Annotated in this window: 12 protein-coding genes; 1 reads left to right on the top strand and 11 read right to left on the bottom strand. The window is 47.3% G+C overall.

The genetic code is table 11. The features are described 5' to 3' along the window. Positions 1-8: 8 nt before the first annotated feature. From lpdV to bkdR, 5 genes are all read right to left on the bottom strand, one after another. Complete coding sequence (lpdV, locus tag BSU_24060) at positions 9-1433, bottom strand: branched-chain alpha-keto acid dehydrogenase E3 subunit (dihydrolipoamide dehydrogenase) (RefSeq protein NP_390286.2); 1425 nt, start codon at positions 1431-1433, stop codon at positions 9-11. 20 nt (positions 1434-1453) lie between these two features. Further along, on the bottom strand, positions 1454-2545 hold the full coding sequence (buk, locus tag BSU_24070; RefSeq protein NP_390287.2) for a branched-chain fatty-acid kinase: 1092 nt from the start codon (positions 2543-2545) through the stop codon (positions 1454-1456). A gap of 18 nt (positions 2546-2563) precedes the next feature. Beyond that, positions 2564-3658: a branched-chain amino acid dehydrogenase gene (bcd, locus tag BSU_24080; RefSeq protein ID NP_390288.1), complete on the bottom strand. Its 1095-nt coding sequence runs from the start codon at positions 3656-3658 to the stop codon at positions 2564-2566. 11 nt (positions 3659-3669) lie between these two features. Then, complete coding sequence (ptb, locus tag BSU_24090) at positions 3670-4569, bottom strand: phosphate BCFA and butyryl coenzyme A transferase (RefSeq protein ID NP_390289.2); 900 nt, start codon at positions 4567-4569, stop codon at positions 3670-3672. 124 nt (positions 4570-4693) lie between these two features. Further along, positions 4694-6772, bottom strand: a complete 2079-nt coding sequence (bkdR, locus tag BSU_24100; protein NP_390290.1) for a transcriptional regulator — start codon at positions 6770-6772, stop codon at positions 4694-4696. A 152-nt stretch (positions 6773-6924) separates the two neighbouring features. Here bkdR and yqzF point away from each other — a divergent pair, with 152 nt between their 5' ends. Then, positions 6925-7161, top strand: a complete 237-nt coding sequence (yqzF, locus tag BSU_24110; RefSeq protein ID NP_390291.1) for a hypothetical protein — start codon at positions 6925-6927, stop codon at positions 7159-7161. A 41-nt stretch (positions 7162-7202) separates the two neighbouring features. Here yqzF and mmgF read toward each other — a convergent pair whose 3' ends face one another. Genes mmgF through mmgA form a run of 6 tightly spaced genes read right to left on the bottom strand, consistent with a single transcriptional unit; the run spans position 7203 to position 13947 of the window. Next, a complete protein-coding gene (gene mmgF, locus BSU_24120; RefSeq protein ID NP_390292.1) occupies positions 7203-8108 on the bottom strand; it encodes a 2-methylisocitrate lyase in 906 nt (301 codons plus the stop codon). A gap of 17 nt (positions 8109-8125) precedes the next feature. After that, complete coding sequence (mmgE, locus tag BSU_24130; protein NP_390293.2) at positions 8126-9544, bottom strand: 2-methylcitrate dehydratase (promiscuous); 1419 nt, start codon at positions 9542-9544, stop codon at positions 8126-8128. 14 nt (positions 9545-9558) lie between these two features. Next, a complete protein-coding gene (gene mmgD / locus BSU_24140) occupies positions 9559-10677 on the bottom strand; it encodes a bifunctional citrate synthase/2-methylcitrate synthase (RefSeq protein NP_390294.1) in 1119 nt (372 codons plus the stop codon). A gap of 33 nt (positions 10678-10710) precedes the next feature. Continuing rightward, on the bottom strand, positions 10711-11850 hold the full coding sequence (mmgC, locus tag BSU_24150) for a propionyl-CoA dehydrogenase subunit (protein NP_390295.2): 1140 nt from the start codon (positions 11848-11850) through the stop codon (positions 10711-10713). A 27-nt stretch (positions 11851-11877) separates the two neighbouring features. Further along, complete coding sequence (mmgB, locus tag BSU_24160) at positions 11878-12741, bottom strand: 3-hydroxybutyryl-CoA dehydrogenase (protein ID NP_390296.2); 864 nt, start codon at positions 12739-12741, stop codon at positions 11878-11880. 24 nt (positions 12742-12765) lie between these two features. After that, the gene (mmgA, locus tag BSU_24170) at positions 12766-13947 is read right to left on the bottom strand and encodes a degradative acetoacetyl-CoA thiolase (RefSeq protein ID NP_390297.1); all 1182 of its coding nucleotides are present in this window, start codon (positions 13945-13947) and stop codon (positions 12766-12768) included. Between the last annotated feature and the right edge of the window lie 45 nt (positions 13948-13992).

Genomic DNA, 13992 nt, shown 5'->3' on the forward strand with positions numbered 1-13992 from the left:
TTATGCTTTTAAAAATGAATGGCTTTGCCATCTGCGGCAAGCGCAGCTTCTCCAATTGCTTCAGAAAGCGTTGGATGCGGGTGAATCGTTTGCCCGACCTCCCACGGTGTTGCGTCCAGCACTTTGGCAAGACCCGCTTCAGAAATCATGTCGGTGACATGCGGGCCAATCATATGAACGCCGAGAATATCATCTGTATCTCGGTCAGCCACGATTTTGACAAAACCGTCGCTTTCACCGTATACAAGCGCTTTTCCAATCGCCATAAATGGGAACTTGCCGATTTTGACATTATGCCCGTTCGCCTTTGCTTCGTCTTCGGTTAAGCCGACACTGGCAGCTTCAGGGCTTGAGTAAATGCACTTCGGCACAAGCGTCGGATCAAGCGGATGCGGATTGAGACCTGCAAAATGCTCAACAGCAATAATTCCCTCATGTGAAGCAACGTGAGCTAACTGCAGGCCACCGATTACGTCTCCGATTGCATAAATATGAGATTCCTTCGTTTGGCAGCTTTCATTGACTGAAATCATGCCATTTTCAGTAACAATATCGGTGTTCTCTAGGCCGATGCCTTCGATATTTGCCTGTCTGCCGATGGAAACAAGCATTTTCTCAGCAGAATAGGTAACGGTTTCTCCGTCTTTTTCCGCTTGTATGCTGATATCGTCTGATGTTTTTGTCATTGTGTCAGGCAGCACTTTTGCCCCTGTTATGAACTGGATGCCTTTTTTCTTAAGAAGACTTTCCATTTCTTTTGAAATCTCTAGATCTTCAGTCGGCAATATGCGATCCGCGTATTCAATAACCGTTACCTTAACGCCAAAATCATGAAGCATAGACGCCCATTCGATACCGATAACCCCTCCGCCGACAATGATGATTGACTGTGGCAGCTCCTCCATTTGGAGCGCCTCATCTGAAGTCAGTACAGACTTACCGTCCACTTCAAGACCCGGAAGCATTCTCGGTCTTGATCCTGTTGCAATGATCACTTGTTTCGGGATCAGCATGTCATTTTCTTCGCCATTTCCCCGCTCAACAGAAATTGTTCCCGGCAGCGGAGAGAAGATTGACGGTCCAAGGATACGTCCATATCCGGTGTACACGTCAATTTTTCCTTTTTTCATTAAATGATTTACACCCGCTGCAAGCTTATCAACAACGGCTTGCTTACGCTGCTGCACTTTTTCAAAGTTGAGGGACACGCCAGCCGTTTCCACTCCGAATTGATCGGCTTCACGAGCTGTCCGGTATACCTCTGCGCTTCTAAGCAGCGCTTTACTCGGGATACAGCCTTTATGCAGACATGTTCCCCCGAGTTTTTCCTTTTCCACAACGGCTGTTTTTAAGCCGAGCTGAGCGGCTCTGATGGCCGCAACATAACCGCCGGTACCGCCGCCCAGAATGACTACGTCATACTCAGTTGCCATGGTGACTCACTCCTGTCTGTCTATTCAATACGATATTGTTTGGATTGCTCTTCGCCCTGCAATACTCTTAGCGCCCCTTGGGCAAGAGACTGCAGTTCATTTTCACCCGGATAAACTAAAACGTCTGAAATCCAATCTATGTATGATCTGATAGCAGAAACAAAGCTTTTTCCGTACGCAAGGCCTCCCGTCAGCACAATCGCTTCAACTTCGCCTTTTAACGCCGCGCTGGCTGCCCCGATTTCCTTTGCTACCTGATATGCCATGGCATCATAAATGAAGCGGGCTTTTTCATCGCCCCCTTGAATCATCTGTTCCACTTTTACTGCATCATTTGTACCGAGATAGCCTAAAAGTCCGCCGGTGCCAACAAGCTTTTTCATGATTTCTTCTTTTGTATATTCCCCTGAAAAACATAGATCAACAAGATCTCCCGCAGGCACTGTTCCTGCTCGTTCAGGACTGAATGGTCCCTCGCCGTGCAGGCCGTTATTGACATCCACCACTCGCCCGCGGTCATGGACGCCAATTGTAATACCTCCGCCCATATGGGTAATAATCATTTTCATGTTCTCATATCGTTTGCCAAGGGAGGCTGCCGCTTTACGAGCGACAGCTTTTTGGTTTAACGCATGGAAAATGCTTTTCCTTTCAATTTCAGGCATGCCTGAAACTTTCGCAAGCACTGACATTTCGTCTACGACAACAGGGTCGACGATATACGAAGGGATATTCAGGCCGTCAGCGATTTCCCGCGCGATAATGCCGCCGAGATTAGAAGCATGCTGACCGGCGTAGCCGCTTTTCAAATCCTCAATCATCTCATCATTCACTACGTAGGTCCCGCCTTCAATTGGCCGGAGAAGGCCGCCTCTTGCGCAGACTGCATCAAACTTTGAAATATTGATTCCCTGTTCATGAAGCGTTTCGAGAATATGGTTTTTACGAAATTCATACTGATCAATAATTCGGTCAAATCGCTGCAGCTCTTCTATGTTGTGTCTCAATGTTTTTTCAAAAATGCTTCTTTCGTTATGAAAAACACCGATTTTCGTTGAAGTTGAGCCTGGATTAATTGTGAGAATGCGTTTTTCGTCATGTAGCACTTTCATAACCTCCAGATCAATTTCTTAACGTCTGCTTAATACACTGTGGCCGTTTTGCAAAAACTGGCTTCTTGAGCGGCGCATGCGTTCAATCCGTTCCTCTGCTAAGCGGTCAGCCGCTAAATATGCAGGAATGCCGTCACGCTGAGAAATCTCAAGTACACGCTCGATATTGCCGTAAATGCCTTCAACTTTTTTCAATGCACGTTCTGCATTATAGCCGTAAAGCTCATCTGCCACGTTGATGACACCGCCCGCGTTAATCACGTAATCCGGTGCATAAACGATGCCCATTTCGTGAATTTGATCACCATGGCGTGTCTCTTTTAATTGGTTGTTAGCCGCACCTGCGATCACTTTCGCCTTCAGCTGTTTAATGGTGTCGTCGTTAATAGTCGCACCAAGGGCACACGGCGCATAAATATCGCAGTCTTGTGAATAAATGTCATCAGGATCTACCGCACGGGCGCCAAAATCTTCAACTGCACGCTGTACAGATTGTTTGTTGATATCCGTAACGATTAAGTTTGCTCCTTCTTCATGCAGGTGGCGGCAAAGGTTATAGGCTACGTTCCCAACACCCTGTACAGCAATGGTTTTTCCTTCAAGAGAGTCGGTTCCGAAAGCAGCTTTAGCTGCTGCCTTCATTCCTCTGTACACCCCGTACGCTGTGACTGGGGACGGATTTCCAGAAGAGCCGAAAGCAGGAGAAATCCCTGTGACATAGTCTGTCTCATCATGAATGATATCCATATCCTCGACCGTTGTGCCCACATCTTCAGCCGTGATGTATCTGCCATTCAGTCCTTGAATATAGCGGCCAAACGCGCGGAACATTTCCTCATTTTTGTCTTTGCGCGGATCGCCGATAATGACTGTTTTTCCGCCGCCAAGGTTTAAGCCTGCCGCCGCGTTCTTATAGGTCATGCCTCTTGCCAATCTGAGCGCATCTTCAATTGCCGCTTCTTCATTTTCATATGTCCACATTCTCGTTCCGCCAAGCGCCGGACCAAGCGTTGTATCATGAATGGCGATAATCGCTTTTAATCCAGATTGTTCATCCTGGCAGAATACCAATTGTTCGTAATCGTATTTCTCCATATATTTAAAAAGTTCCATGTTCGTTCCTCCTAATGTGTGTATTCTTCAGATGCGCATATTGCCAGCGCAATGGAATACAGTTTATTTTCAGCAGAGTCCGCTCTGCTTGTTAAAGCAATCGGTGCTTTTGCTCCTGTAATGACAGCCGCCACGCTGGCCTTGGCAAAATAAATCAGTGATTTATATAAAATATTGCCGGCCTCAATTGTTGGGACGAGAAGGATATCTGCGTTGCCCGCTACGTCTCCCGAAATTTTTTTCTGGGCCGCGGCAATTTGTGAAACTGCGTTATCCAAAGCAAGCGGTCCATCAACAATGCAGCCTTTGATCTGGCCCCTTTTGTACATTTGAGCTAGAGCAGCTGCATTCACGGTCGCTTCCATTTTAGGGTTCACCGTTTCGACCGCTGCAAGGGCAGCTGCTTTTGGCATATTGTTCCCCACTGCATGGGCCACATGAACGGCATTTTGCAAAATCTGCCGGAGCTCTTCCAGCGAAGGAGCAATATTCATTGCCGAATCTGTCACAAACATCAGCCGGTCAAAATCCGGTATATCGAAGACAGCCACGTGAGAAAGGACACTTGCTGACCGAAGCCCCTCCTGTCTGTTCAATACCGCTTTAAGCAAAACAGAAGTCGGCACATTGCCTTTCATTAAAACGTCCGCTGTTTTATGATGCACAGCACGAACCGCTAATTTCGCCGATTCCTCAGGAGTATTGGCATGGACGATTTCCACTTGATGCCCTTGCATGGATGATGTCAGCTCGTTCAGTTTTTTGCTGTCGCCCGTTAACAAGAAACGGGCGGATAGGTGCTCGGCTGCCAGCTTTACAGCCCGGATCACTTCCTCATCCTCAGCATGAGCAACCGCAATGGTCTTATTTTTGTGTATCGACGCTTTGCCGATTAAATCTTTCAGCTTCATCTGTTACCACCTTTCTTGTTTCGACTCCGCCTTTTATTATGCAAGTTCCATGCCAGCTCTTAAGGGTGCTGTCATACCAGGTATACCGAAACATTCGTGCAGATGTTTGCGTTTATTCTGCAAATTATTGCATGCCTTCATTTGCAAGGCCATATTTATCCATTTTGTAATATAAATTCCGAATGCTGACACCGAGAGCTTTTGCTGTTTTTGTCCGGTTAAAATGATGCTTTTCAAGCGTTTGCTGGATCAAATGCGCTTCAAATTTTTCTACTGCGACAGACAGCTTTTCGCCTTCAATATCCGGAAAATCAAAACCTGTTCCCTGATCTGTGTCATTTTCTTTTTGCTCAAGTTCGAATACAGGCAAGTGATCTTTTTCAATCCATTCCATATGCGGATTCAGAAAAATCATGGCTCGTCCAAGGACATTTTCAAGCTCCCGGACATTCCCAGGCCAATGGTAGGCAGATAAGGCGCGCAAGGCTTGCTGTGAGAGCCCTTTTACATTCCTGCCGTAATCCCGGTTGATCTTTTGGATAAGTCTGACGCTCAATGCTTCAATGTCCTCCAACCGCTGCCGCAAAGGCGGGATGGAGATCGGATAGCGATTGATCCGGTAATACAGGTCTTCCCGGAATGTTCCGTCCGCCATCGCCTTTTCAATATTTACATTTGTCGCCGCGATCACTCTGACGTTGACAGGGATCGCTTTCGTGCCGCCCACTCTGACGATTTCCTTTTCTTGAAGGACGCGTAGCAATTTGGCCTGCATATTTTGTGTCAGCTCACCGATTTCATCTAAGAAAATACTGCCGTTATTTGCTTCCTCAAATAAACCCTTTTTACCGCCGCGCTTCGCTCCTGAAAACGCACCATCCTCATAGCCGAACAATTCTGATTCGAGCAGGTTTTCAGAAAGGGCTGCACAATTCACGCGAATAAATTTATTGTATTTCCGGTCACTTTCGTTATGGATGGCATGGGCGAACAGTTCTTTTCCTGTTCCTGATTCCCCGCGCAGCAAGATGGTTGCCGGTGTTTTCGCACCGAGCTTCGCCTGCTCAAGCGCAACCAGCATTTGCTCGCTTTTGCCGATAATGTCGTCAAACGTGTATTTCGCTTCAAGCGTGCGAATAATTTGTCTGGCGCGATTAAGCTCCGCTGTCAGCATTTTAATTTCGGAAACATCGTGAATCACGCCGACGCTGCCTTTCAAAATCCCGTCCACAATCACCGGTGCTACATTAACGATCACTTCTTTTTCATTCGGGCCGACCTTCATTCTGACACCGCGGACAGGACGTCTTGTTTCAAGCACCTTTAAATGCATGCTTTCGCCTTCGGAAATATCAGTGTTTGCAGGCTTGCCGATGACTTCTTTTTCAGAAAGCCCCGTCATTTTCGTATACGCTTTATTGATTAGCAGGCCGATGCCGTTTTCATCAACGACAGAAATCGCCTCATCGGAGGATTGAATAATTGCCTCCAGCATCGTACGGACCTGCTTTAAGTTGGTCACTTCCTCTGCCAGCTCGACCGCATCAGTGATATCTTTAAACACACAAAGAGCCCCGAGCAGACGTCCGCCTTCATCAATAATCGGCAGTCTTGTGGTCACAATTTGCAAATGATCGCCTAACAGCTGCTTCTGGTTGTATTCAGGCACTCTTGTTTTTAAAATCCGCGGCATCTTAGTGCTCGGAATCACTTCTTTTATTGGGCGCCCAATGACTTCCTCACGTTTTTTTCCGACCATTTTTTCGGCCATATGGTTAAAGAGAATGATTTCTTCATTGATATCAATAAAAATCATTCCATCATGGGTGGAATTAAAAATTCTGTCATATTTATAGGTTTGCTCTTTTAGCATTTGAATCAGGTGCTGCTTTTCTTCCATCAGCTGAAAAACGATGTATGCCATTTTTCCCGGCATGACAATGGTATCTTCATGCTTTCTTTGAAGGAGCTCGTCAAACACGGCTTGATCGCCGGTAGTATGAATGACGATATCCGGTTTTTGTTGTATGTAAGGTTTCCAATCAGATGATACGGCAATCCCATACTGTTCTGCTTCTTTCAATCCCGGCGCCTCGGGGTCTTTGTCAACTACGGCAATGATATCTATGATGGCTGTTTTAATCAGAATATGTAATAACGCCGTTCCCCTTTTGCCGGCACCTACTATCAGTACCTTTTGCATCCCGATACCCCTTTGTATGAAAAAATTTGCACACCTATTTATTCCGTTGCAATAATTTGCACAACCCTATGTTACCACGTTTTCTTCTCTTGACAAAATATTTTTTCCGCTGGACAATAAAGGAAATGAAAAGATAAAGGGGTTTTCTGAAGATGAGCCGACTTCTTGCGCTTTTAATATTAGTCATCCCCGGGGCTATTTCTGCTTTAGGCATTAAACTGATGAGAGATACACTTTTCGGCCATACAATCAAGCCATTTTCAGCTCTTTGGCTCCAAGGGTTGTCAGGATTCATCTTTTTTGCGATCGGCCTCTATGTGCTGGCCGGGTTCATTTTATACAGAGACAGAAAACGCAATCAAGTCAGCCCGCGATTCAGAAAACGATAGCTGAAAAAAAGCCGGAGAATGCTCCGGCTTTTTTTGTTGCATTATTCGTCAGGCAAAACGGTCTTGGCAATCGTTTTGTCTAACGCTTCATAGTCATAATAAGAAATCGTATCGTACAGTTCTTTTCGTGTCTGCATATCATGAAGTCCTTCTTTTTGTGAGCCGTGCTCCTTCATCAAACCAAACATCCGCTCACAAGCTTTTGCCGCCGCTCGAAGCGAGGTGACAGGATATATCACCATGTGAAACCCCATATCTTCGAATTCATCGGCACGATAATATGGCGTTTTCCCAAATTCAGTCATATTCGCAAGGAGCGGAACGGGGATACGCTCAGCAAACTGGCGGAATTCATTCTCCGCCTGTAGCGCTTCCGGGAAAATTGCGTCCGCTCCCGCCTCAATGTAAGCCTCTGAACGTTTTATTGCGGCATCAAGCCCTTCCTGCGCCCTGGCATCAGTACGGGCAACAACAATAAGGGAGGGTGCCGCTTGTTTAATGGCTTTTATTTTTTGCGCCATTTCCTTTATCGGAACTAGCTGTTTGCCATTTAAATGTCCGCATTTTTTTGGGAGCTGCTGGTCTTCCATTTGAACGGCTGCTACCCTGGCTTCAAGCATCTCCCGGGCTGTTCGGGCGGCATTTAAGACACCGCCAAATCCCGTATCGATATCCACAAGCAAAGGCAGATCAGCTGCACGCACAAGATCTTTGGCCCGTTCAGCTATCTCTGCCGATGTGATGATCCCTAAATCAGGCAGCCCCCTGCTGGCTGTATAGGCAGCACCGGACAAATAAATAGCAGAAAAACCGGCTTCTTTCGCAAGCAAAGCGGCCATCCCGTCATGGGCGCCGGGAATTTGAAGAATGTCCGGTGCTGACATCAGCTTGCGGAAACGCCCGGCAAGCTCCTCTTGTGACGATTGCTTATTGACGATCCACGACATGAAACAAAATCCCCCTTTTACATGCAGAACATGTCTACGAATTCATTTACGCGCATCGTTTGTAATGTCTCATAGCTGGTACAGCGCTCATAAATGTGTTTGTGCTGTTTATCAGGAAAATGGGTTTTGAGATTGTCAGAAAACTTTTCCAGCAGTTTCGGCACTGCTTCCTCTCTTCGAAAACGATGGCCGAGGGGAAACTCACATTCCACCATTTCCGTGCTCGTTCCATCTTTAAAATGAACCTGAACGGCATTTGAGATGGAGCGTTTATCAGGCTTCAAATAATCCTCGGTATATGTTTTATTTTCAGTCACTTCCATTTTATCACGAAGTTTATCTATTCTCGGATCATTCGCTGTTTCAGCTTCATAATGCTGTGCGGTGATATCACCAAAAAGCAAACCGATTGCTGTAATGTATTGGAGGCAGTGATCACGGTCTGCCGGATTGTGGAGCGGGCCTTTTTTATCAATGATTCGGATAGCTGATTCATGCGTTCTGATGACAACTCGGTCAATCTCGTCAATCCGGTTCTTTACCTGCGGGTGAAGAATGACGGCGGACTCCGCCGCTGTCTGGGCGTGAAATTCCGCAGGATAAGACACTTTAAATAACACATTTTCCATGACATAAGCGTCGAGCGGACGGGCAAGCTTGATCTCTTTCTTATTGAATAAAACGTCTTGGAACCCCCAACCCGGTGCACTCAAGGCTGTCGGATAACCCATTTCCCCTTTTAACGACATCAGCGCCAAATGAACACCTCTGCTCGTTGCATCTCCTGCCGCCCATGATTTACGCGAGCCTGTATTCGGTGAATGGCGGTATGTCCTCAATGCTGCATTGTCAATCCATGCATTCGAAAGCGCATTTTTGATTTCTTCTCTTCCGCCGCCCAAAAGCTTTGCTGCAACAGCAGTTGTCGCAACTTTGACAAACAGCACATGGTCAAGGCCAACTCGATTTAAGCTGTTTTCTAACGCCAGCACACCTTGGATCTCGTGTGCTTTGATCATCATCTCAAGTACGTCGCGTACCGTTAACGGCTCTTTTCCTTCAGACAGCCTCACTCTTGATACATAATCAGCAGCGGCAAGGATTCCTCCCAAGTTATCGGATGGATGCCCCCACTCCGCCGCCAGCCACGTATCGTTGTAATCGAGCCAGCGAATCATGCAGCCAATATTAAACGCTGCCCTCACAGGATCGAGAACATATGACGTTCCCGGCACTTTGCTTCCATTCGGCACAGTCGTTCCTGGAACAATCGGGCCAAGCAGCTTTGTGCATTCCGGATACCGTAGCGCCAAGATTCCGCAGCCCAGGGTATCCAGCAATACATGCCCCGCTGTTGTATACGCTTCGGCACTAGTAATCTCTTTCTCAAGCACATAGTCTGTGATTTCTTCGATAACACGATCCGTTTTCGGCATTCTACCAGCTCCTTTCATGATTTTGTTTGATATCGCGGGCCCATGTAACTGACACGGGGACGGAAGAGCCGATTATTGGCATGCTGTTCGATCACATGGGCGCATAAACCGGACGTTCTCGCGCTGAAAAAGATCGGCGTATATAAAGGAATCGGTATGCCGAGCATCCAATACACTGGGGCAGCATAGTAATCCAAATTCGGGTAAAGCCCTTTTTCCTTCTCCATCAGCCGCTCACCCGCTTCGCACATCTCATATAAACGATGGTCACCGGCTTTATCGCATAATTGCTGCAGCGCCTCTTTCATCATGAGTGCTCTCGGGTCCATTTTTTTCATATACACCCGGTGGCCGAAGCCCATGATTTTTTCTTTTCTTTTCAGTTTTGTTTGCAAAAGCTGCTCAAAATCAGATGTCGTTTTTGCCTCCAAAAGCAAATACATCACAGCTTCGTTTGCTCCTCCGTGAAGATTCCCTTTCAGGGAAGCGACAGCCCCAGTCAAAGCCCCATAAAGATCTGAATGTGTAGATGCAATGACCCTGGCCGCAAAGGTTGAATTCGGCATCTCATGCTCACTGTACAGGACGAGCGACCGGTCAAAAATCTGTTCTTCCAATGAAGACGGCAATTTCCCTGTCATCATGTAGAGAAAATTCGCACTGTAGGATAGGGTTTGAAGCGGAAGAATCGGTTCTTTCTTATTAATGATCCTGTAGCTGGCAGCAGTGAGGGCAGGCATTTTCCCAAGAAGCTGATAGGCGCGTTCTTTGTTTGCGGAAGGAGACCGATCATCAATTTGCCGATCATAGCCAGCAAGTGCCGACAGGCCGGTACGCAGACCATCCATTGGATGAGTGTCCTCAGGGAGCAGCTCAAGCAGACGGAGATGATCAGCAGGCAGGCTTGAGGCACTGTTTATTTTACGTTCCAGCGTTTCCATTTCACTTTCTTCTGGCAGCCTGCCCTCCAGCAATAAATGGACAAGCTCCAGATAGCTTTTTGTTTCAGAAAGTTCTATTAAATCATAGCCTCTTATCAAAATCTGGCTGGACTGCGTGTCAAGATAAGAAATATGAGTTTCTGCCGCAATCACACCGTCCAACCCTGGAGAATAATGCTGTTTCTCCTCCATATCCTCAACCTCCGTTTTTGCGTTTTTTGTCTATCAGGTTCCGCCAAGCAAATACTTGGAAATAATCAGTCTTTGAATCTCGTTCGTCCCTTCATAAATTTGCGTCACCTTTGCATCGCGAAGCAGGCGCTCAACTGGATAATCCTTCATATAGCCATATCCCCCATAAATTTGAACGGCGTCTAACGCCGCCTTTACGGCTGCATCGGAAGCAAATTGTTTAGCCATAGACGCTTCTTTTCCACAGTTTAGGCCGCGGTTATGAAGGTCTGCAGCGTGGTAGACAAGATGTCTTGCCGCCTCAGCTCTAGTCGCCATATCAGCCAGCTTAAATGATATGCCTTGATTGGCTGCAATCGGCCTTCCAAATTGCACTCGCTGCTTCGCATAATCAACGGCATGCTCAAGAGCCGCCTCTGCAATTCCGAGGGCCTGTGCCGCAATGCCGATCCGGCCGACATTTAAATTCGCCATGGCAATGTGAAAGCCATCCCCCTCTTTGCCAAGCAAATTGGCTTCAGGCACTTCTGCATTATCAAAAATCAGTTCCGTAGTATTGGAGCCATAAAGCCCCAGCTTTCTTTCTTTTTTTCCAACGGTAAAACCGGGTGTGTTTTTTTCAACAATAAAAGCCGAAATCCCGTGCCTGCCTTGATCTGGAGCTGTTAAAGCAAATGTGATATAGATATCAGCTGCTCCGCCATTCGTTATGAATATTTTCGATCCGTTTAATAGGTATTTGCCGTTCTTTTTGATTGCTGTTGTGCGGAGGCTCCCGGCATCCGACCCCGAGTGAGGCTCCGTTAGTGCAAATGCGCCCAAATGGTCTCCTGACGCGAGATTTGGTATATATTTCATCTTCTGTTCTTCGTTGCCGAAATACAGAATCGGATTCGTGCCGACTGAGGTATGAACGGAGAGAATCACGCCGACAGCCGCGCTGATTCTAGAAATCTCATGAATTGCCAAAATATAAGAAACAACGTCCGCTCCAGCACCGCCGTATTGTTCCGGCACCGGTATTCCCATCAGTCCGTGTTTACCCATTTTTTTGATCAGCTGAAAGGGAAATTCGTCCGTTTTCTCCATGATTTCCGCAGCGGGAGCAATTTCTTTTCGTGCAAAATCACGCACCATTTTTCGCATCATGACTTGCTCTTGGGTTACATGCAACTCGGCCACCCCCGGATGGAATAGACTTCAGGAAGTCTTCTCCTCATAGTCATAAAAACCGCGTCCGCTCTTTTTGCCAAGCCAGCCTGCTTTGACATACTTGCGGAGCAGCGGGCAAGGACGGTATTTGGAATCGCCAAGGCCTGAGTGAAGGACTTCCATAATTGATAAACACGTATCCAGTCCGATAAAATCCGCTAATGCAAGCGGACCCATCGGATGATTCATGCCCAGCTTCATCACTTCATCTATTGCCTCCGGCTTCGCCACTCCCTCATACACGCAATAGATGGCTTCATTAATCATTGGAAGAAGCACACGGTTGGAAACAAACCCAGGAAAATCATTGACTTCTACCGCTGTTTTCCCCATCTTTTCCGCTAATGCCATAACATCTAAGGCCGTTTCTTCTGATGTAGCCAAGCCTCGAATCACTTCTACCAGCTTCATTACAGGGACGGGATTCATAAAATGCATGCCAATAACCCGTTGAGGCCGGTTTGTTACAGCAGCGATTTCTGTAATAGGCAAGGAAGATGTATTGCTGGCCAAAATCGTATGAGGCGGGCAAATGCGATCAAGTGTTTTAAACATCTCAGTTTTTGCCGCCATGTTTTCTGCGATAGCCTCAATCACAATGTCCGCATGCTCTGCCTCCTCAAGTGTTTGAGAAATCGAAATGCGGTTGATTACGCTCTTCACTTCCGTCTCGGTCCTTTTTCCTTTCTCAGCATCACGGGCCAGCTGTTTCTTCAGCCGTTTCAATCCTGCCTCCGCGGCCTCTGGATTCACATCATACATCCGCACATAAAAGCCCGCGTCGGCGGCTGTTTGAGCAATTCCGCTCCCCATCTGACCTGCGCCAGCTACCATGATTTGTTTGATTTCCATTCAAATCCCCTTTTTCATCATGTTTTAATGAACCTGCACTAAGACGGCGTCTCCCTGTGCTGCCCCGCTGCAAATAGCGGCAACGCCCAGACCCCCTCCCCGTCGCTTTAATTCATAAACAAGCGTCATGAGAATTCTCGCACCGCTCGCGCCGATCGGGTGGCCGAGCGCGATCGCACCGCCATTCACATTTACTTTTTCAAGATCGAAACCTACGATTTTTTCACATGTCAAAACAACTGAAGCAAAAGCTTCATTTACTTCAAACAAGTCAATATCTTGGACAGTTAAACCATTCTTTTTCAGGAGCTTGTTAATAGCAAACCCTGGCGCTGCCGCCAGCTCGTGCGCTGGCATTCCCGTAGTTGAAAAACCAAGAATTGTAGCCAGAGGCCGTTTGCCAAGCTCAGCAGCTTTTTCCTCAGACATCAGCACGAACGCGCCGGCTCCGTCATTGACTCCAGGAGCATTGCCGGCTGTGATAGAACCGTCACTTGCATAAATCGGAGCAAGTTTTGCGAGCTGATCCAGACTTGTGTCACGGCGAATCGCTTCATCTTTATCAACAACGTTTGGTTTTCCTTTTCGACCGATCCAGTTGACGGGAACAATTTCATCCTGAAACTTCCCTTCATCGGCGGCCTTAGCTGCCCTTGCATGACTTCTCAACGCCCATTCGTCCTGCTCTCTTCGTGAGATTGCATATTCCTTGGCAGCTGTATTTCCGTGAACAGCCATGTGCACCTCGTCAAATGCGCACGTTAATCCGTCATACACCATTAAGTCCCTAAGCTCGCCGTCCCCCATCCGTGCTCCCCAGCGCCCGGCGGGAACGGCATACGGAATATTGCTCATGCTTTCCATCCCCCCCGCAACAAGTATGTCCGCATCCTGCGCCCGAATCATTTGATCACATAAAGTGACAGCGCGAAGGCCGGAAGCACAGACTTTATTCAGTGTTTCTGACGGCACACTCCAAGGCATTCCCGCCAGACGGGCAGCTTGACGGGAAGGTATCTGCCCTGAGCCGGCCTGGACAACCATGCCCATGACGTTTCCTTCTACATCATCTCCAGAGACTCCAGCCTGTTGCAGCGCCTCCTTCATCACAATGCCCCCAAGCTCAGCAGCTTTCACCTCTTTCAAAACTCCGCCGAATTTGCCAAATGGAGTTCTTGCAGCACTTACAATGACTGTTTTCCTCATGGTTTCACCTCATTCAGAAGATAGACAGCGCTTACAATTTCTAGT

It is taken from the genome of Bacillus subtilis subsp. subtilis str. 168 (assembly GCF_000009045.1).
GTDB lineage: Bacteria > Bacillota > Bacilli > Bacillales > Bacillaceae > Bacillus > Bacillus subtilis.

Excerpts from the sequence above, each read along its gene's own strand:
- lpdV (NP_390286.2), bottom strand. The coding sequence starts at position 1,433 with ATGGCAACTGAGTATGACGTAGTCATTCTGGGCGGCGGTACCGGCGGT.
- buk (NP_390287.2), bottom strand. The coding sequence starts at position 2,545 with ATGAAAGTGCTACATGACGAAAAACGCATTCTCACAATTAATCCAGGC.
- bcd (NP_390288.1), bottom strand. The coding sequence starts at position 3,658 with ATGGAACTTTTTAAATATATGGAGAAATACGATTACGAACAATTGGTA.
- ptb (NP_390289.2), bottom strand. The coding sequence starts at position 4,569 with ATGAAGCTGAAAGATTTAATCGGCAAAGCGTCGATACACAAAAATAAG.
- bkdR (NP_390290.1), bottom strand. The coding sequence starts at position 6,772 with ATGCAAAAGGTACTGATAGTAGGTGCCGGCAAAAGGGGAACGGCGTTA.
- yqzF (NP_390291.1), top strand. The coding sequence starts at position 6,925 with ATGAGCCGACTTCTTGCGCTTTTAATATTAGTCATCCCCGGGGCTATT.
- mmgF (NP_390292.1), bottom strand. The coding sequence starts at position 8,108 with ATGTCGTGGATCGTCAATAAGCAATCGTCACAAGAGGAGCTTGCCGGG.
- mmgE (NP_390293.2), bottom strand. The coding sequence starts at position 9,544 with ATGCCGAAAACGGATCGTGTTATCGAAGAAATCACAGACTATGTGCTT.
- mmgD (NP_390294.1), bottom strand. The coding sequence starts at position 10,677 with ATGGAGGAGAAACAGCATTATTCTCCAGGGTTGGACGGTGTGATTGCG.
- mmgB (NP_390296.2), bottom strand. The coding sequence starts at position 12,741 with ATGGAAATCAAACAAATCATGGTAGCTGGCGCAGGTCAGATGGGGAGC.
- mmgA (NP_390297.1), bottom strand. The coding sequence starts at position 13,947 with ATGAGGAAAACAGTCATTGTAAGTGCTGCAAGAACTCCATTTGGCAAA.